Annotated in this window: 17 protein-coding genes and 1 pseudogene; 11 read left to right on the top strand and 7 right to left on the bottom strand. The window is 45.0% G+C overall.

What is annotated here, in order from left to right; all coding sequences use genetic code 11:
- Nucleotides 1-19: 19 nt before the first annotated feature.
- From QUB52_RS23365 to QUB52_RS23355, 3 genes are all read right to left on the bottom strand, one after another.
- Complete coding sequence (locus QUB52_RS23365) at nucleotides 20-322, bottom strand: DUF4968 domain-containing protein (protein WP_332976280.1); 303 nt, start codon at nucleotides 320-322, stop codon at nucleotides 20-22.
- Nucleotides 323-1,020: 698 nt separating this feature from the next.
- On the bottom strand, nucleotides 1,021-2,226 hold the full coding sequence (locus QUB52_RS23360; RefSeq protein WP_332975295.1) for a DUF4336 domain-containing protein: 1,206 nt from the start codon (nucleotides 2,224-2,226) through the stop codon (nucleotides 1,021-1,023).
- A 311-nt stretch (nucleotides 2,227-2,537) separates the two neighbouring features.
- Nucleotides 2,538-3,359: a Uma2 family endonuclease gene (locus QUB52_RS23355; protein ID WP_332975296.1), complete on the bottom strand. Its 822-nt coding sequence runs from the start codon at nucleotides 3,357-3,359 to the stop codon at nucleotides 2,538-2,540.
- Nucleotides 3,360-3,478: 119 nt separating this feature from the next.
- Between QUB52_RS23355 and leuB the strand changes: the two genes are divergently transcribed.
- On the top strand, nucleotides 3,479-4,564 hold the full coding sequence (leuB, locus tag QUB52_RS23350; protein WP_332975297.1) for a 3-isopropylmalate dehydrogenase: 1,086 nt from the start codon (nucleotides 3,479-3,481) through the stop codon (nucleotides 4,562-4,564).
- Between the two features lie 347 nt (nucleotides 4,565-4,911).
- Nucleotides 4,912-6,141 carry an IS4 family transposase gene (locus QUB52_RS23345; RefSeq protein WP_332976278.1) on the top strand — a complete coding sequence of 410 codons (1,230 nt, stop codon included), beginning with the start codon at nucleotides 4,912-4,914 and terminating at the stop codon, nucleotides 6,139-6,141.
- 540 nt (nucleotides 6,142-6,681) lie between these two features.
- Here the strand turns inward: QUB52_RS23345 and QUB52_RS23340 are convergent.
- Nucleotides 6,682-8,160: a bifunctional orotidine-5'-phosphate decarboxylase/orotate phosphoribosyltransferase gene (locus tag QUB52_RS23340; protein WP_332975436.1), complete on the bottom strand. Its 1,479-nt coding sequence runs from the start codon at nucleotides 8,158-8,160 to the stop codon at nucleotides 6,682-6,684.
- A gap of 248 nt (nucleotides 8,161-8,408) precedes the next feature.
- Between QUB52_RS23340 and QUB52_RS23335 the strand changes: the two genes are divergently transcribed.
- The 5 genes from QUB52_RS23335 (at nucleotide 8,409) to QUB52_RS23315 (ending at nucleotide 11,225) form a co-directional block, all read left to right on the top strand.
- Nucleotides 8,409-8,663, top strand: coding sequence for a pentapeptide repeat-containing protein (locus tag QUB52_RS23335; RefSeq protein ID WP_332976282.1), 255 nt, complete (start codon nucleotides 8,409-8,411; stop codon nucleotides 8,661-8,663).
- A gap of 47 nt (nucleotides 8,664-8,710) precedes the next feature.
- Nucleotides 8,711-9,421, top strand: a complete 711-nt coding sequence (locus QUB52_RS23330; RefSeq protein ID WP_332975437.1) for a DUF547 domain-containing protein — start codon at nucleotides 8,711-8,713, stop codon at nucleotides 9,419-9,421.
- Nucleotides 9,422-9,982: 561 nt separating this feature from the next.
- Nucleotides 9,983-10,336 (top strand): hypothetical protein, encoded by a 354-nt coding sequence (locus QUB52_RS23325; protein WP_332975438.1) that lies wholly within the window; start codon nucleotides 9,983-9,985, stop codon nucleotides 10,334-10,336.
- A gap of 74 nt (nucleotides 10,337-10,410) precedes the next feature.
- Nucleotides 10,411-10,764, top strand: a complete 354-nt coding sequence (locus tag QUB52_RS23320; protein WP_332975439.1) for a hypothetical protein — start codon at nucleotides 10,411-10,413, stop codon at nucleotides 10,762-10,764.
- A gap of 2 nt (nucleotides 10,765-10,766) precedes the next feature.
- Nucleotides 10,767-11,225, top strand: coding sequence for a hypothetical protein (locus QUB52_RS23315; protein WP_332975440.1), 459 nt, complete (start codon nucleotides 10,767-10,769; stop codon nucleotides 11,223-11,225).
- Between the two features lie 260 nt (nucleotides 11,226-11,485).
- Here QUB52_RS23315 and QUB52_RS23310 read toward each other — a convergent pair whose 3' ends face one another.
- Nucleotides 11,486-12,100, bottom strand: a complete 615-nt coding sequence (locus tag QUB52_RS23310) for a Uma2 family endonuclease (RefSeq protein ID WP_332975441.1) — start codon at nucleotides 12,098-12,100, stop codon at nucleotides 11,486-11,488.
- Nucleotides 12,101-12,291: 191 nt separating this feature from the next.
- Between QUB52_RS23310 and QUB52_RS23305 the strand changes: the two genes are divergently transcribed.
- The 3 genes from QUB52_RS23305 (at nucleotide 12,292) to QUB52_RS23295 (ending at nucleotide 15,829) form a co-directional block, all read left to right on the top strand.
- Nucleotides 12,292-13,695 carry a DUF2157 domain-containing protein gene (locus QUB52_RS23305; protein WP_332975442.1) on the top strand — a complete coding sequence of 468 codons (1,404 nt, stop codon included), beginning with the start codon at nucleotides 12,292-12,294 and terminating at the stop codon, nucleotides 13,693-13,695.
- Between the two features lie 98 nt (nucleotides 13,696-13,793).
- On the top strand, nucleotides 13,794-14,492 hold the full coding sequence (locus QUB52_RS23300; RefSeq protein WP_332975443.1) for a GDYXXLXY domain-containing protein: 699 nt from the start codon (nucleotides 13,794-13,796) through the stop codon (nucleotides 14,490-14,492).
- A 212-nt stretch (nucleotides 14,493-14,704) separates the two neighbouring features.
- On the top strand, nucleotides 14,705-15,829 hold the full coding sequence (locus QUB52_RS23295) for a hypothetical protein (RefSeq protein WP_332975444.1): 1,125 nt from the start codon (nucleotides 14,705-14,707) through the stop codon (nucleotides 15,827-15,829).
- 244 nt (nucleotides 15,830-16,073) lie between these two features.
- Here QUB52_RS23295 and QUB52_RS23290 read toward each other — a convergent pair.
- Nucleotides 16,074-16,592, bottom strand: a pseudogene (locus QUB52_RS23290) (class I SAM-dependent methyltransferase); the annotation flags it as partial.
- A 100-nt stretch (nucleotides 16,593-16,692) separates the two neighbouring features.
- Here QUB52_RS23290 and hemH point away from each other — a divergent pair.
- The gene (gene hemH, locus QUB52_RS23285) at nucleotides 16,693-17,856 is read left to right on the top strand and encodes a ferrochelatase (RefSeq protein ID WP_332975445.1); all 1,164 of its coding nucleotides are present in this window, start codon (nucleotides 16,693-16,695) and stop codon (nucleotides 17,854-17,856) included.
- A gap of 325 nt (nucleotides 17,857-18,181) precedes the next feature.
- Here hemH and QUB52_RS23280 read toward each other — a convergent pair whose 3' ends face one another.
- Complete coding sequence (locus QUB52_RS23280) at nucleotides 18,182-18,793, bottom strand: DUF4126 domain-containing protein (protein WP_332975446.1); 612 nt, start codon at nucleotides 18,791-18,793, stop codon at nucleotides 18,182-18,184.
- Between the last annotated feature and the right edge of the window lie 270 nt (nucleotides 18,794-19,063).

The raw sequence follows: 19,063 nt of genomic DNA, 5'->3' as shown, positions 1-19,063 counted from the left end.
GCTTGACATAAATTAATATTTATGCTGTTTCTATTTCGATTTTTTCCTCTGTTTTTCGCACTTCAAATGGTACAATTTCCCACTCTTCGTCAGGGAGAGTTATTGAGTGCGATGGCTTACGCCCCGCTACGCTACGGCTTTTGAATTCACCTGTCGGGGACATTCGCACTCTGACTAAATTCGGTGCGAGGATGCTGATATTTAGGGAAGTTTCGCCGCAGTTGAAGTGAATTGTACGATCGGTTCGAGCGATCGATTGTACGGAGTCGATGGTTGACCAAGGCTGTTCTGTTGTTTGGAGTTTTCCGAAGTATTGCGGCATGGGTAGTTTGAGATTGCGGTTTCTAACTATGATGGCAGTGTAGAGGGAAAAGTTCGCTCTCTCTTAGGTTAGAAGCGGTAATAGCAAATGCCACAAACAGCTCGATTTATTGTGATAGTAACTACCTGTATGAAGAAAATATTTATGACCGCTTTGCGCCTCGGTAGTACCAAAATCGGGAACGTCCGGTTGCCGATCAATAATCATTTCTAATTCGGGCATAACTGCGATCGCAACTTTTGCTTCGCTCCCGTAGTTTTTGGGGAATTTGAAACTTATCGCAAATATCTTGATCGGCTAGGGGAAAGATTCGATTTTAGCGGCAGTTTCTAGCTGCTGGAGGCATTTTTGTAAGTCGGCTGCGATGTCGCACTTTGATATCGTTTGACAGTTGACAGTTGACCTTGGAGGGCGACCTCTACTTAGAAGGAAGAGGATTGGAGTAATGAATCGTCTGATTTTAATTTCTCCCCGATCAGGGTTCCGGCTTTAAACCAATTCTTTCTGGTAAATTCTGGCCGCGATAGATGACGAAATAATTGAAGAAACCTCAAGTCATGGTTAAGGGTTTAATTTTTGCGGTGGGCTTCTAGCCGGAACGGGCTGTCCGGTTGATTCCACAATACCTGATTTTTTAGTGGCACAGGCCAGAAAGCCTGCGTTATAACAGTTTATTCCGAATTATCCAAGATTTCAGATTAAACCTGCTCTTTTGCAGGCGGAACCAAACCAGTTTTATTCAAACCAGCATCAATCTCCCTCAGCAATTTAAAATCATCTTCCGGTAAAGCATTAACAGGCGAGTGTTTTTCCAGAAACGAGAATGCTTGCCGAAATTCGCGCGGCTTGCAGTCGATCGCACTATCGAAGTGACAAGGTACAATCCTGTCAAAGTCCCAACTCGCGACTTGATCCACCCAATCGAGAGTTTCCCGTGGCGCGCGGTTGAGAATCAAAGTCTGCAACACTGGCGCTACCAACAACCGCCCTCCACCGCGCAAAGCCTCGAACGATCGCACCCAATCAGTTTTCCACTTGAACGGATACAACCCGAAATAAGCTTTCCGAGAGCGTTCTGGCGCTTTGAGTGCGCTGGCCAACACCCCCGACCACGGCGGCACTTCCAGCACGCTGGGGCGAAAATACATGGCAAATAAGGCGATTCTCTGCCACCCTTTGCACCGATTTTCGTGGGTGTCTGCCACCACGTCCGAGGCGCTGTCTTTGGCGTGAAATAGCAGCGGATAAGAGTCGAGTTGGACGATCGCGGGCGGATTTTCGGGAATGGAAACCACGGAATCTGTTAACATCAGCGTGCGCGATCGCCTGTGAAATAACGCAACTTCCGCAAAGAAACCTAAACCGAGGTCGATCGGGCCCAGGATTGCCCAGTCAAATTCATCTGCAAGAGCTGTGTTGCTGCTATCAGAGGGCAGTACAGACGTGCGTTTGGCGGGTAAACCTAGCCAACTCAGCGGCAAATTCAGCGGAAAACTCCACTGCTTGGGAGTGACAAACACCTGCGCTTGGGGAAAACACCTCGCAAAGGGGCCGACAAATACCTTGTGTTCGATGCCCGAAACCGTTGTCAGCAAGATATACTTAACTTCGCCGTGCTCTGCGACTAACTCGTTTACTAAGCGGATGCACTCAGGAGTCGGTGCCACGGGGGCGTAGACGAGAAGGCCTTGGGATTCTAGTTTAATTACTGTCATCCGAATTGGCACAATTACGTAGAAAATGCCTTGTAGTTGGTCAAAAGTCCAGATTGTGTCCTTGACTATTTCCTTGCGGATGGTGCGCCGCCTGCTGTATGGATAGATTGGGACGATCGGCCAAAAGGGCCATGAGTAGTCCCGATTGTCAATCTGTGCTGATGTTGGTGTGCCTTCGCCCTCTGTCACTCCTCGACTCCTTCCCGATTTTTTTGTATGTGCGTGCGATCGAACTTTTGTTATCTTATTTCAATCTTGTGACGCAGATTCGATGAGTTGAAAAGGGGCTGAGTGCGATCTATTAAGTTGTACTACATTTAATTTTCACAATCCTGTTTCTTGAAACTCTTGTGGGGTGGGCTTCTAGCCCGCCCCAAAAAAATAAATTAAGCAAGAATTACCTATGGGGGCGAAAAACCCGGTTTCTACGAGTTTTGGGTTTATTAACGAGAAATATGGGAATAAACCGGGTTTTGGAGGTCAAAGTGCGATCGAGCTTATTAAACCAACTGTTCAGGATCGATACCTAATTCCCGCAACCGCGCCGCCAGTCTTTCCTCTCGCTGTTGAGATGCTAGAACTTGCTGTTGAGATTCTATTAGTTGCTGTTGATATTCTATCAGTTGCCGTTCCGCCACCGTCGCCCTTTCACCCGGACTCAAAATCAACCTTCCTTCCGCCGTAAACCACCGCAACCACAAACGATTCATACTCTTATAAGTACCTTGCCACCAACCTAAACTCAACTGCAACTCAGGAATAAATAAGCGTCCATCCATTAATTCTGCCGGTTCATAGTGGCCACCTACAAGATGAAAAGCTCGCAATTCATCCGTATAGCGACTGAACACAAAATAGTAAGGAATCCGCAAAATTTGTTCATAAACTTGCCACTTAGTCGGCGGTTCCCCAGCTTGCTGAACAGTCCGCCCCAAATCTTCATCCTCAGTTCCCGGCGATAGCAATTCCACCACCACAAACGGATTTACCCGTTCTTGCCAAACTACATAACTCAACCGCATATCGCGCCCTTGATAAAGCCTGGGCACACCCACCGCAGCAAACCAATCCGGGCGTTTATGCCAGCGCGGCTCTGTTGCATCGTAATATAAATTTAGGTCACTGGCTGTAAATACTTGCTCCGCATCCCATCCAGGCGGCAAAAACGTAAATTCCAAGAGTTGCGGCTGATCTAAATGAAATGTATCAGGCAAACCGGGCTCCTTTGGGTCTTCGCTAGGTAAATCATACATTGTTGGCAAACTCTGCCGCGGGTCTAGAGGCGGTTCAGTTTGAGCAGGCGGGTAAGTCGGGAATGTCATAATCAATTCTGAGGTTGCTTATCCTGATATGATTATAGCCTTGTGAGAATGTCTTGCATTGCCAAAGAATTCTCATTAACTCTCAATCTCAAATCTCAAATCAAAACTCCTAAATCGATATGACTCAAAACTACCGCATCACTCTTTTACCAGGAGACGGCATCGGCCCTGAAATTATCGCTGTAGCGGTAGATGTCCTGAAACTTGTCGGCACACAATTGGACATCGGCTTTGAATTTCAAACAGCTTTAATGGGCGGCGCTGCGATTGATGCCACAGGCAATCCGCTACCGGAAGAAACTTTAGAAAAGTGCCGCAACAGCGATGCCATATTATTAGCAGCCATTGGCGGTTACAAGTGGGACAATTTGCCCCGCGAACAACGCCCGGAAACGGGATTATTAGGACTGCGCGCCGGATTGGGATTGTTTGCAAATTTGCGTCCTGCGACTATTTTACCGCAATTGGTTGATGCTTCTAGTTTGAAACGGGAAGTTGTCGAAGGCGTGGATATTATGGTGATCCGCGAACTCACCGGCGGCATTTATTTCGGCAAACCTAAAGGCATTTTTGAGACGGAAACGGGCGAAAAACGCGGTGTCAACACGATGGCTTACACCGACTCTGAAATTGACAGAATTGGGCGCGTGGCTTTTGAGACTGCTAGGAAGCGCGGGAAAAGGCTGTGTTCCGTTGATAAGGCGAATGTTTTGGACGTTTCGCAACTGTGGCGCGATCGCATTATTGCGCTTTCTTCAGAATACCCTGATGTGGAACTTTCTCACCTTTATGTTGACAACGCAGCCATGCAGTTAATTCGCTGGCCGAAACAGTTCGATACAATTGTCACCGGCAATCTATTCGGCGACATTCTTTCGGATGCGGCGGCGATGCTAACTGGTAGTATTGGAATGCTGCCTTCTGCTAGTTTAGGTGCAAGCGGGCCTGGTGTTTTTGAACCCGTGCACGGTTCCGCACCCGACATCGCCGGACAAGATAAAGCTAATCCCATCGCCCAAGTTTTAAGCGCAGCAATGATGTTGCGTTATGGCTTAAATCAGCCGGAAGCTGCTGATAAAATTGAGCAAGCTGTTGTAGAAGTTTTGGATCGAGGTTATCGCACTGGCGATATCATGTCGGAAGGCATGAAACTGGTCGGTTGTCGAGCGATGGGCGATGCTTTAATTGAAGTTTTGCAAAGTTGATTGAATTGGCTCGTAGGGGCGGGTTCACCAACAATCTATACCTAAGACAAATAATCTCGCAAACCCGCCCCCACCCACCAAAAATCAATTTAAATGTACCGATTTTGTAGGGGCGGGTTCACCAACCATCTATGACTAAGATAAATGATCTCGTAAACCCGCCCCCACCCACCAAAAATAAAAATGTACTCGAAAATCAATTCAAATCTATCGATTTTGTAGGGGCGGGTTCACCAACAATCTATGACTAAGATAAATGATCTCGTAAACCCGCCCCCAATACTTCTCGGTTAAGCCAAAAGTCAAGTAAACTGGTGTTGATTCGTGGATCAGCGAGGGTAAAATTGATGGCACTAAAAGAATTCACCTTAATCACTCCAGTCATAGAAGCAGCGTCTGTATTTAAAGCACTAGAAACCGCGATACCATCCGAAACGATTAAACAAGCAATTGGCCAGACTCATAGCCAGCAACAGCGCCAAAGAAAACTACCATCTGAGTTGGTGATCAGTTTGGTGATTGCCATGAGTCTGTGGTCATCGGTATCAATGAGAACAGTTCTCAAAAATCTCGTTAATGGTTTAAGCATGAAGTGGATTCAGTTAGGAGAGTATTGGCAAGTACCAAGTAGTTCCTCAATAAGTGAAGCTAGGCAGCGAGTTGGATGTAGAGTAATGACTCAGTTATTTGAGCGAGTAGTTCATCCAATGGCTTCACCACAAACAGATGGGGCTTTTTTGGGTGGATTACGAGTCATGGCAGTAGATGGAACAGTGATAGATGTCCCAGATAGTCCAGCTAATGCCAGAGTTTTTGGGTATCCAGGAACACGCCCTGGGACTAAAGCTGCTTTTCCAAAAGTAAGATTAGTGCTGCTGGTAGAAACAGGAACTCATCTAATTGTTGATGCGTTGATGTGTCCATATCGGATTGGGGAGCGGGTGCGCGTCCAAAAACTCCTCCGGTCAGTTACGGAAGGAATGCTGCTGATGTGGGATAGAGGGTTGCACTCTTATAAAATGGTCAATGCGACACTTAAACAATCTTGTCACTACTTAGGTCGATTACCTGCGAACGTCAAATTTGAGGTCGAACAAGTGTTAGAAGATGGCTCTTATTTAAGTTGGATAAATCCCGATGGTAAATCTCGCAAACAAGGTGCAGTAAAGATTCAAGTCAGAATCATTGAGTACACAATTGACTCGGATTCGGAGCCAAAAACTTATCGCCTAATTACCAGTTTGATGGATGTAACGGTTTTTCCAGCTTTATTATTAGCAGCAGAATATCATCAGCGATGGGAAATCGAAAGTACAATTGATGAACTTAAAACTCATCTTCTAGGTCGCAAAACTCCCATTCGTTCTCTCAAGCCTCGTGAAGTTGTTCAAGAAATTTATGGCTGGCTACTCGGACATTGGTGCATCCGTTGTTTAATGTTTCAAGCGGCAGAAACAGCGGGAATTTCACCATTACGGATTGGCTTTACTGGTACTCTGAATGTGATGAGGCGGGCAATTCATAATTTTCAAAATATTGAACAATCTCAACTATCCCCTTTTTTTTTCAAGGGCTGATTCGCGAGATTTTGGATGAAAAAATCCCCAAACGTCAGGGTCGAAATAACCCCCGCGTTGTTAAAAAACCTCGCTCCAAGTTTTTGTCCAAAAAACCTTTTCATAGAGGTACTGGTACTCAGCGCCAGGAGCTTCATTTTTCTATTCTCAGTACCGCTTAGACCTTAACCGAGAAGTATTGAACCCGCCCCCACCCACCAAAAATAAAAATGTACCATTAATTAATTGGATAAAATGTTGATGTAAATCAGCGAAGAAGGGCGGGTTTATGAGATTGTTTGTGGGTTTCATAGATATCGGTGAACCCTACCACTCAAAAATCAATTCAAATGTACCGATTTTGTAGGGGCGGGTTCACCAACAATCTATGACTAAGATAAATGATCTCGTAAACCCGCCCCCACCCACCAAAAATAAAAATGTACCATTAATTAATTGGATAAAATGTTGATGTAAATCAGCGAAGGAGGAGGGCGGGTTTATGAGATTATTTGTGGGTTTCATAGATATCGGTGAACCCGCCCCTACAGGAATTGGGCTTCAACCTTCCGCTGTCAACATATTAAATTGCTCGCTATCAATGCGATTTGCTTGATACAAAGTTTGAGCTATTTCCGAAAGCGCCAGCACAGAATGTGCCCGATAACCGTTAGCTTGCAATTTATCTTTGACACCCTGTTCATGGTCAATCAAAACCACAATATCTTCCACATTCAACCCAGCAGATTTTAACTTTCCTGCACCTTCCATCACACTCTTACCGCTAATCAAAATATCATCGACTACGACAATAGTTTCTCCAGCCTGAAAATGCCCCTCAATTAACTTACCCGCGCCGTAAGTTTTCACTTCCTTGCGCGGGAAAATCATCGGGCGTTCCATCCGCAATGCTAAACCGGTTGCTGTGGGTAAAGAACCGTAGGGAATTCCCGCAATGCGATCGAATTTTAAATCCTTGAGAATGTCTGCATAAGCGCTGACAATCTGATGGAAAATTTGCGGAATTGAGATGATTTTGCGTAAGTCAATGTAATATGGAAATGTAGCCCCAGATGCTTGTACGTGGTCGCCAAAAACTACGCAGCCGATGTCATAAAGTTGCAAGATTAAATCGCGGTTGGGTTCTGGTTGCAAAAAGCAAACATCCGGTAGCCACAATTCGCAAGTGGGACTACCTTCGATCGCCCGCAGCCTCTCTTTATTGATATTATCCCGTAATTTCTCAATTTTTTGGCGCGCATCTTTCCCAGCCAATAACCTTGGGGGGACTGGCAGCAATAAACCTTCACCATTCTTGCTTAAACCGGCCGCCAGCAGTTGCGCGATCTCGTTTTCTTCTGTCAAGTCATTTTCTTCGGCGATGTCTCCTTCGACTAAAATTAACCGTTCTGGAGCAGTTTTGCGGATGCGGGCCAACATATCCGGCATTACTCCTACTTCTAAACCAACTTTTTCAGGAGTTCCCCAAGTTTGAGAAATGCGGACTAATTGCAAGTAGAAAGGGTTTTCTGGTGTTGGGTATTCTTGGAAAATGGCGGCGGAGGGATTGGCAGTGGCGCACAGGACAAAAACTGTTTTGCCGGGATATAATAAAAATGGCGCTACTTGGTCGAATCCGGCATAGGGACTTAAAGTCACAGCGTCAACTTGCCAATCTTCAAATACGGTTTTGGCAAATACTGTACTGGTGTTTAAATCGCAGTGTTTGGCATCTAAAATTACTGGCAGGTGAGGGGGAATAATTGTTAAAATTTGTTCCAGCAATTCCAGGCCGGGAATGCCGAGAGATTGATAAAAACCGAGGGTGATTTTGCAGGCACAGATTAAATCGGCTGTTTGGTCGATCGCACTTTTGAGCCTTTTCAACAAATCAGTCACAAAACTTTGAGTTTCCTCCCCAGTCATCGAAACCAGCGCGGGCAAGGTTTCCGGGTCGGGATCTAGGGCTAAATACAGCAAACTTTGATTGCTTTCAACAGCCGCTAACAGTTTATCGAAAAAGTCGGTTCGATCCGTCATAGTTTGTTAGGAAGGTAAGGGGAATTAAAAAAATTGCAGCTCAAAGTGGGATTGGTGTTGTGCCGGAAGAAACCGATCCCCGTTGAAGTTGAAATTAAGAATCTTTTAAGATTGTAGAAGGTAAAGAGCAGGAAATCTGTAACTTTGGGAGCAGTTTCATGGGGAATGATTTTCGGGTTGGCTACATCGGTGATTGCACCTAAGCCGCAGCAAGTCAATTAGTTGGGGTAAACTAACCAGTTTCCGGGCTGCGATTTGATCGGCATTCCCTGCGGCAGGCGAGTTTAGCAAATGCGGATTTGCCAGGGGCAGATTTGAGAGAAGTAAATTTTAGGGAAGCTAATTTATCCGGGGCAAATTTGAGCGGGGCTGCTTTGTGGCAAGCTAATTTACAAGGCGCTAATTTGACTCAAGTTAATTTAATCCATAGCCCGTTTGACGGGGCTAATCTAAAAAATGCTACCGTTGTAGGTGTTATTTGGGTTGACGGTAGTATTCAATAGAAGCAGAAGCTAAAGCAATGGCCGTCTTATATTATGGATAGTAATAAATGATCGGTACGATCGACTTTACGATTTGGGACGAGTTGCTGCAACGCTACGTTGACGATTTGGGCCGCGTCAATTATCGGGGCTGGAAAGCTGAGGGGGCGGATGTTTTGAGGGCGTGGCTGGAAAGTTTGGCTGATGTGGATTTGGCGGATGGTACTGATGCGGATGCGCGGCTGGCGTTGTGGCTGAATGCGTACAATGCGATCGCAATTTCTCAAGTTCTGGAAGTATATCCGATCGCGTCGATCCGTCCCAAAGTTTTGGGAATTCCCAACTGGCTGAGTTTTTTGGATTTTTTCACTCGTTCAAATTCGATTATTGGCGGCAAAAAGTACAGTCTCAATCAAATCGAACACGCAATTTTGCGGCCGGAATTTGCGGAACCGCGCATCCATTTTGCATTAGTTTGCGCTTCTGTCGGGTGCCCGCTGCTGCGCCGGGGGGCTTATTTCCCGGAGTCAGTGCGGACTCAACTAGAAGCGGATGCCAGCCGTTTTATTCACAATCCTGATAAGGTGCGATATGATGCCCAGAAAAAGACGCTTTATTTGAGCAAGATTTTTAAGTGGTACGGGGAGGATTTTGTAAAGGCGGCGGGTTCGGTGGCTGAGTATGTGGGCGGTTATTTGGGGCCGGAGGCGGCTGTGGGTGATGGATGGGCGATCGTTTTTTTGCCTTACGACTGGAATTTGAATCGGGTTGATGGATAAAATTTGCTCCTATGGGTAGGTGTTTTTTTGAGGGGGTAATTTTTTTAGTCTGTCGTTACCCCTTCAAATTGCCAGATTCAACAGGGCGATCGGATGACTCCGAGGCGATCGACTGTGACCAGGTGAGAGGCGATCGGACGGCTGGCACTGGCACGGGTTCAAAATGCAGCATTTAGGGCGGTGTGTGGGGTTTTGGGGTGATTGGATGGCTGGCATGGTGAAGGGGTGAGAATCGCACCACAGGCACGGCTGAAGCGATGGGAGCGGTGACAGGCTGGCAAGGTGGCACGGTCTAGCGGTGGTGGTCTAACTTTTTTGCGTCACACACTCGACTGAGAACCTGAGACTTTTTTTAAAACTGGGAGGGTGTGGGAGGGGTGGTACACAGAGAGCGGTCACAGCGGTGAAATACTGAAAACCTTTTATAGTAAAGGTTTATGGTTGTTTGGTCTGTTTTATGTAAAGCGTTGATGTCAATTACTAGACAATACACTTTTTTTAGGTAATCATGAAAATGAAACAAGCTAAAACGAGACTCAGTATTTTCACCTAATAATACCTATGCTATCTTTTTCGGTTAGTTCAGTAAAAAATGCACTAAGTCAGGCACTAGAATATTTACCTGATTTCAGTCAATTACATCACTTTCAAAAAGGAAAAGTTATTGACCAAACTTTTAAGTCCATACTAAAGGATTTGATGAACGAGTTTGGTATGATACCTGGTAAGGATTATATAGATGACTTAAGAGATAATGAACCTGCCGCCGACTTTGTTGCTTTAAGTAAAAGAGCCGACACACTCCTTAGAGGCTTAATGGAAGGCAAAATTATACCTATCAGTGGTTATGTTCGTAGTAATAAAGGGGGAAATTCTTATCAGGTAAAAGCACACTTTCGTAGAAAAGCATCTTGAACTTAAGTATTGCGAGAATTAATCATACAAAACTTGAAATTCAGTCAACTTTATAAAGGCGAAAATAAACAAAAATGGATTCAAAGGTTTTTGAGAGTGGTAATTACATATACGAGTGCAAAACTTCTCCTTCGGCAAGGATGGGAGTATATTTAGACAGTTCATATCTAAGGTTATCAATTAATAAACTTAAAGCACGTTGGAATAAAGGAAATTTACCGAGTGGCTATCGATATGTGTTTCCTGTTAATTACCTCGATGATGCTGGGGTTAAACACATACAAGACTTACAGAAAGAGTATCCTAGCGTAGATATTAGATATTTTGACTGTGATCATGTTCAGAAGCTTATAACTAGCCTCAAAAAAGTAGGAGATATGACATCTCTAGTTGAATATATTGAACAGGTAATACAACAAGGAAAATAATCATGTCACAAGAATTAAACTTCTACAAACAAAATTTTTTAGATGAAGATGAAGCTCAAAAATTGGAACCAAAAGAAGTGTTTGAAAAGGTGAAAATCCTGTTAGAAAAATATGATATAGAAAATACCCACCAAGATTTGCGAGAATTGTTTTTTAAAGAAGTTGAAGTTTTTTCTATAGATATAAGTGCGTATAATCAAGAAATTGATGAACTGTTAAGTTCAGAGGTGCAGTTCATCTCTAAACAATCGGGAAGATTTATGATGACTAAGAAGGTTTGGGTTGTTTTTGAAAAAATTATTTTGGATCAGTGTAAGATTATCATTGGTGAAAAGAACTCCAAATCAAAAAAAGATATTGAATGTGGTCAAAAGCTCGATGAACTTTATACGATATTACAAGATTTTTCTACTTTAAAAGAACTTTTTAAAAGAAACTCACTTTTTGTTAATCTTTTTTAATCCTTGCACCTGTAAGGGTTACAGGTTTTAGGCGGGGAAATGTGAGTTTCCCCGCCTAGATTTATTTAGCAAAGTAAGGTTGGTGATATTCTCACGTCACTATCTAAAAATGGTGTGACTGTTAGCGAAACTTACAGGTTGCAATCAACCTAAATCCCTATCAGGGATTGAAACATGGCCTCAATCAGGTTGAGGGTGGAGATTTTCACTAATCGGTAGGTGGTTAGATGAATGCTAACCAATTAGCTATCGATCCGCCCTTAAACCTCTCCACTCAAAATCTGTTGAACCGTCAAATTTAGCTGTGGAAACATCGGAGATACGATCGCCTCCCCATCCCGAAATACCCCAACCTCAACATATTGCCCATCCTGAAGCCGCAAAACCGTCACCACTTCTTCTATTGGATCGATAACCCAATACTCTGCAATGCCCCGCGCTGCGTACTGAGCTCGTTTGCGCTGGTAATCCCGATCCCTGCCCAGTCTACCCCGACTGACTACCTCCACAACAAACCGAGGAGGCAACATATCGAAAGTGATAGTTAGCCTAGTTGCTGTCAGCGGAATGTGTTCAGGTTCCAGAATTATCAAATCGGGGTAGCGGTTGGCCGCATCTCCCGATCCTCTTCGAGGGCTTCGCCAACGCAAAACGGCAACTTGAACCTCGCAATTATGCGTTTTAATCAGTCTAAGTGGCACTAGCCCGCTGCTAGCCAGATAGAAAAATAGATAGTTAGCAATGAAATTATTAGGTTCAGATTCTGGCGGCAAAGCGATTAACTCGCCATCAATTAACTCATAGCGTTGATCCGTCTCATTTGAGTAATTAAGGTACTCATCAAAAGTTAATTTTTTAGATTGAGCTTGTACCATAAAGTTACATTCCTTAATTTATTCGTTCCTTTCTGCTGGGAGTTTGTTTATATAGAAACGGTTTCAACTGCCGAAAGATATCAATCAAATCTGCTGTGCAACTTCAGCAGGTGTCCCAGCCTCCATCGACAATCGACCCACAAGTGACATATTAAAAACTATCACAGTTCAAATCCTCTGGAATATTAAAAATGATTTCAGATAAATTTCGACGCGAGTTGCGAGATCAAGCGAAACTCTGGCAAGCAGAAGGACTCATCGAGACTTCATTCTACCAACAACTTTCCGAACGCTACCAATTCAACACACTCGAAACCGCTTCCCGCAACCGATTTCTTAGCATTCTGATCAGTCTCGGCGGCATTCTCCTCGGTATAGGAGTCATCACCTTTGTAGCCGCAAACTGGCAAGTTTGGTCGCGGGAAGCGAGAGTTGCACTGCTGCTAAGTCTTTTCGTAGCAGTCAATGCAGCGGGTTTCTATCTGTGGCGAATTCCCCCATCCCGAAGCCAAAGCTCAAATCAAAGTGTTTTACCCCCAACCAAAGGACGAAATAAACTTGTCGGCGAAGGATTGTTACTGTTAGGTGCTCTGATTTTAGGAGCAAATATGGCGCTGATGGCGCAAATGTTCCACATCGGCGGTTCTGCTTACGGACTTTACCTAGTCTGGGGAATCGGAGTGTTGGGAATGGCTTACAGTTTGCGGTTGACTTCCTTGGGTGTTTTGTCCGCACTTTTAATCGGTTTTGGCTATTGGCTGGCTGTGTTAGATTGGTCTTCTCAAATCGAGTTTTCTTGGTTGGAAGTTTTGGTGCGCCAAATGCCGATCGCAGCCAGTATAATGTTTGTGCCACTGGCCTATTGGTGTCGATCGCGTGTTATTTTTGCTATAGGTGCGATCGCGATAATTTTCTGTTTACAAGTTTCTATTGTCCAAGGAGCAGATGGCGGCTGGGGTGCAGCGATTTTTTGCGCCCTACCGCCCGCTTTGCTGTGGGGATACGACGATGCGATGTGGCCGAAAGTACACAGCAGACTGTTTCAACCTACCGCCCGCAGTTTAGCACTGCTGTATTTCGCCGGTCTGTTTTACTTTCTGTCTTTCCACTGGTTTTGGCAAGATTCGCCGACTCCTAGGCAAACCGGGCCTGATTGGGTTTTGTTGGCAAATGCGTCTGTTTTGGGTGCTTTAGCGGTGTTTGAGTGGCTGCATTTGGGACGTTCTGAGTTCCGCCGTCCGAAACAAAAAGGAGGGGATTTTACGGCAGGTGCGATCGGCATTTTAATCATCGCTAGCGCCTTCATACCGTTTTTTCACCTCAGTTTTACTCCGATTCCTCAATTAGCAACTTTTCTGTTTAATGTCTTATCATTTCTGCTCGCAGTTGGCTTAATTCGAGAAGGTTTAGCTTTAGGAAACCGCCAGACTTTTTGGGGAGGCATGGTATTAATCACCCTGCAAATTATCAGCCGAATGTTTGAATATAACACAGAATTGTTGCTCAAATCTTTTGTGTTTATTTTGTGCGGAATTGGCGTAATTGCCGCTGGTTTGTGGTTCGAGCGACACTTTGCCACAATCAAAGATGAATAGAAAGAGAAGTTCGGCAACGCATTATTTAACGGATGTAACGGATTGAAGGAATAAATGACCCATGCCCCATGCCCTATGCCCTATGCCCAATTAGTAATATGAACATAAACAACATTGACTTATTAGTTGAAAATCCAGATACAACAAATGTGTTTCAGCTTCCCCCGGAAGCAAAACGCCTTCCTGCGTGGCGAATGTGGGTTCCTTTGCTGCTGCAAATCGGACTAATTGCCGCAGTACCGGCGACCGCAGTTTACACTTTTGTTACTGGCAAAACTGTTGTCCTACAAACTGTACCGGTAGACCCTTACGATTTGCTGCGCGGATATTACCAAGTTTTGAGCTATGATATTTCCGATCCCACAAATCTCGAAAAACTCCCCGGCTGGAAAGATTTACCTGCGGAAAAAGTACATTGTCCGCCCGGAGTTGTTTGTGCAGAAAAAACGCACAATGTCAAGCCACAAATCAGTTTTTATGTAATCTTAGAATCGCCAAAAGCGGCGACTAATCCCGGTCGCCCCCAAGCTTGGAAACCCGTCCGCGTCAGTCTGGAAAATCCCGCCAATTTGCCCGCCAATCAAATCGCGATTAAGGGCAAATATAACAGTTGGCGGATGGAATACGGCTTAGAAACTTATTATATGCCAGAGAGCGAAAGGGAAAAAGTCAATCAGGAGATTAGCGAAGCTCAAAGGAACCAGCGGCAGTCTTTTGTCGTAGAAGTGAAGGTTGACAAAACAGGCCATGCTGTGCCTGTGAGTTTGTGGGTGCGCGATCGCAATTATCGATTTTAGCCGGTTTCGCCACCCCGTCGTGAAGCCTAGCTATCCCGCGCGTGAATCGACCTTGCAACCTGGATTTGAGTATTTTTGCTTAGAAATGGGGTATCTGGCGGGCGATCGGCATTTCCCTTGCCGACAACTCAAGAGAATCCATTAAGATAGATAAGACTTGCGTAAATCTTGCCAATTCAAGGGCGCAAGTCATGACTCTACTGGAGCTTCTCATGTTAGCCGAGCTAATCTCTGCCAGACGAATACTCAAAGCCCAACTCCTCGACTTTTTAGGACTTCCCGACAATTGCCAAGACCAAACAGATCGCATCGTCAGCACAATTGTATCAGTGCTGGAAGCAAATGCAGCCGAACAAGAAAGATTTTGGGAGACATTCAAAAGTGAATTAGCCGTCGATCCGGTAGAATTAGAAGCAATGCTCAAGTGTTCGGCAGCAGAACGCCAGCAGTGGATCGAACAAGGCAAACTCCCGATCTTAGAATACCGATCTTTCCGCAAATCTGGAATTCATTTAGAATATCCCGTTCACGACAGAAGAATCATCTTAAATCTCACACCAACCGACATAGGTAACTGGCGCAAAGAACCCAAAGGGCTGATTCAAAATAATCTCCCAAAAGCCGATCCAATCAATACAGAAAATTCCGCCCAAAACGAACAATCGCGATTAGCTTTTAGTGCAGCGTGGGAAAAAATTATTGCCGACTGGAAAGAACAAGGTTCGGCGGAAATTTCAGCAACTTTCCAGTTAGCTTATTGGACAGTGTGGGCGTCGCGTTGGGCAAAAGAACATCAGCTAAACAGCTTTAAAGCAATTAAATCTAACGAAATCTACGACGAAACTCACCAGCAAGAATGGTACGAGCGCAAAAATCAAGCAGTCAAGTTACTGATTGAAATGCCCTACGCCATGCTTTACTTTTACCGTCCCCCCGGTGCTGACAAATTATATCTGGAACTGTGCGAAGACCACCAGGATATGATGAAAGATGACTACTATTGGGACAAGTGGGAGTTTTTCAATCAAAACCGCAAACAGGTAAATAGATGCCGCGAATGCGTGTACTCCGAAACCAAAGATTATTACTCGCTTTACTACCTCGAAATCAAGAGCGACAAATTTCCCGATTTTAGTTTTTCTTACCACACGCCGTACACGATAGGCCGAAAATTTTTGCCACATCCTGAAACACTGCCTTATGTAGACCACGTAGAACAAGACGGCATTTTTCGCTTTGGCCGCCCGCTGCTGGAACAGGAGAAAGTTATTCATACAGAAAAGGATGTATTGCTTAAGTTTGAGGCAGCTTTGGCTGAAGCGAAAAAGTTTATTTAGTCAGTTGACAGTTGACAGTTGACAGTTGACAGTTGACAGTTTTCATTAGTTGAGAAGTAGGGGCGCAGTATGCAGCGGTTTAGTTTTTTACTCTCATAGGTAAACCCTGAAGTAATAATTCAGAAGTAAATGGATGCACTCACGGCCTCAGAAACCGGGTTTCTTGCCATATTTCTCGTTACTCTACTCAAAAATCGTAGAAACCCGGTTTCTTGCCCACGCACTAATATCAACAGTCAACAGTCAACTCCCAAGCAGTTTCAGTCTCAAACAACCACAAAAACACAGCTAACCCTGGCCAAAATAGCAGATTTGTGGGCCGATGAAAATCTACCAAAGTGAATACACCACCGGGCTTGAGTACGCGGTATGCTTCTTGAAAAATTTCCCTCAACTGTACAGGCTGCATTTCGTGCATGGCGACGCTGCTGTGTACCAAATCAAAATGATTGTCGCCAAAAGGCATCGACTCGGCAAAAGCTTCTACATAATTGGCTGATGGCACATTTTTCCTGGCCCGTTGTAGCGATAATGGCGAAGCGTCAAGTCCTGTGACATCCTGGGAATATTGCACCAGAAACTGCGTAGTTTGACCGCTACCGCAACAAAGGTCTAAAATTTTAGTTTCCGCGTTGACGCTCAAATTTTCCAAGGCTAGCTGGCGAAAACGAGCCTCGCCACCTACGCTTAAAGCAGCCAAACGCGCGATCGCATCGTAGAGCCACTGATACCGATAACTTAAATCTCTAAAAATTGTTGCCATAGTCAAAATTATGTATACCTTGCTATCGACTTAAGATATTATTAAAATATATGATAAAGATAATTAACAGAACTAAGACAATGGGAGAACTGTAACCGCTATGGGTCGTGTGGGAGTATTGCTATTAAACTTGGGCGGGCCAGATCAAATCGAGGATGTCCGTCCTTTCCTGTTCAACTTGTTTGCTGACCCGGAAATCATTCGCATTCCGTTTCCGTGGATGCAAAAACCCCTCGCGTGGTTGATTTCGACCCTGCGGTTTCGGAAATCCCAGGAAAATTACCGCCAAATCGGGGGCGGGTCTCCTTTGCGCAGAATTACCGAAGAACAAGCCGCTTCCCTGCAAGAACTTTTGCAGTCCAAGGGACAGGATGCCAGAGTATACGTGGGGATGCGCTACTGGCATCCTTTTACCGAAGAGGCGATCGCCAAAATTAAGCGCGATCGCATCGAACACTTGACAATCTTACCGCTGTATCCTCAATTTTCGATCAGCACCAGCGGTTCTAGTTTCCGGCAGCTAGAAGAAATGTGGGGCAAAGATCCAGCCCTCAAGGAGATCGACTATACCGCTATTCCTTCTTGGTATCAGCGGCCTGGCTACATTCAGGCCATGTCGGAATTGATCGCCCAACAACTAGACCACAATCCAAATCCCGATCGAGTTCACATCTTTTTCAGCGCCCACGGCGTCCCCCTCAGCTATGTAGAAGAGGCTGGAGACCCCTATCAGCGAGAGATTCAAGATTGCACTCGTCTGATTATGGAACATTTGAATCGACCTAACGAACACACTCTCGCTTACCAAAGTCGGGTTGGCCCGGTGGAATGGCTCAAGCCTTACACCGAAGACGCCATTACCGAATTGGCAGAAAGTGGAGTCCAAGATTTGTTGGTAGTTCCGATTAGTTTTGTTTCCGAACACATCGAGACTCTGCAAGAAATTGACATGGAGTATCGAGAATTGGCTGAAGAATCGGGGATTGAAAATTTCTACCGAGTCCCAGCCCTAAATACTCATCCGGTGTTTATTGAGGCCTTGGCCGATTTAGTCATCGAATCTATAGAATCTCCCAGCGTTAAATTCTCTGATGTGATACGCCCTTCCAAGACAGTCAAAATGTACCCTCAAGAGCAGTGGGAGTGGGGTTTGACGACGGGGGCGGAAGTCTGGAACGGTCGTGTAGCAATGATTGGTTTTATCGCATTAGTAATCGAGTTAATTTCGGGTCAAGGCCCGTTACACTCGATCGGCTTGCTTTAAATAATAATTGGTTGTGCGATCGATCTTTAGAGCCGGTTTCAGTCCGCAATCAGTGGTGTTAACTTGAGTCTGAAATCCTTGATATCTCTGGTTTGTATCTAAGTCTAGATCCCCCCTAGCCCCCCTTAGGTCGGTGGGGACAGGAGCATTCTCAAAGTCTCCCTTCTTAAGGGGAATTTAGGGGGATATGGCAAGAGGCAACAAACGAGAAATACAAAAGGTTACAGGCGATTCTTGACATCAACAGCAGACAAACAATCTCCATACAAAACCCGCCCCGCGCGTCTAAAAACCGCAAGAGGGCGGTTTTTGTATAGAGACTAAATTAATCTGGATCGCGCTTGCGGCGGCGGGGATTTCCCCCATCGCCCGGTATTCCCTGACTTCTGTACCAGTGGTACCACTCTTTAGAACTGCGAATTGCCAGCCACAGCAGCAGCATAGCAATTAATGCACCCTCTCTCGGAGCATCAAAAGCAAACAAAACCAAGGAAATACACAGAACATCTTGCAGAAAAATCACCCAAATCGGTAAAATTTGTAGTCGGTAAAGCCATCCTGCTTGTACCAGTTGCAGCACTAAAGCCAACAAACCTCCGACAATACCAATAATCCACAGCATCCAAGGGTGAATAATAATTTCCTCGATCGCACTTACCTGAGCGATCGCAACTCCCATAATTGCTCCTACAATGGGACTGAAAATAATTTGCACAACTTGCAGCACCCGCTGTCCCACAAAAGTTTTAGAAGCAAATAACTCTAATAGCGACCAACTCACCAAGATGGATATCACCACTTGGGGGTGAAGCCCAGACAATAAAGGTATTTCCGACCAAAGTTTGTCAATTCGCAACAAACCAATTAACAGCAGGGGCAGGGCAATTCTCATACCCCCCGCCGCAGACGCAGAGAGCGCGGCTAGGAGTCCAACCATAAGAATAATTCAGTTCATAACGTTTGCTACAGCCTCGATCTATTTCAGAATTTAATTCCCCTGGTGACTGGCTGTGATTTGAGCGATCGAACTCAAATTGCTAGTTGAGCTTAAATATCACCCTCTATTGTAAGTGTATTTGCTTAATAGCTGCTTGGGAGTCCCAGATTGTCGATCGACACAAAGTAGACAGCGCGTAAGGATTCAGGTCTAAGATTGGGGAATTAAAGAAGGCATAAATAAGTCACAAAAATGGGCAGATATAGCATC

It is taken from the genome of Microcoleus sp. A6-C6 (assembly GCF_036705955.1).
GTDB lineage: Bacteria > Cyanobacteriota > Cyanobacteriia > Cyanobacteriales > Microcoleaceae > Microcoleus.
The sequence above is the reverse complement of the archived record's forward strand: the minus strand, read 5'-3'. Positions and strand labels throughout refer to the sequence as shown.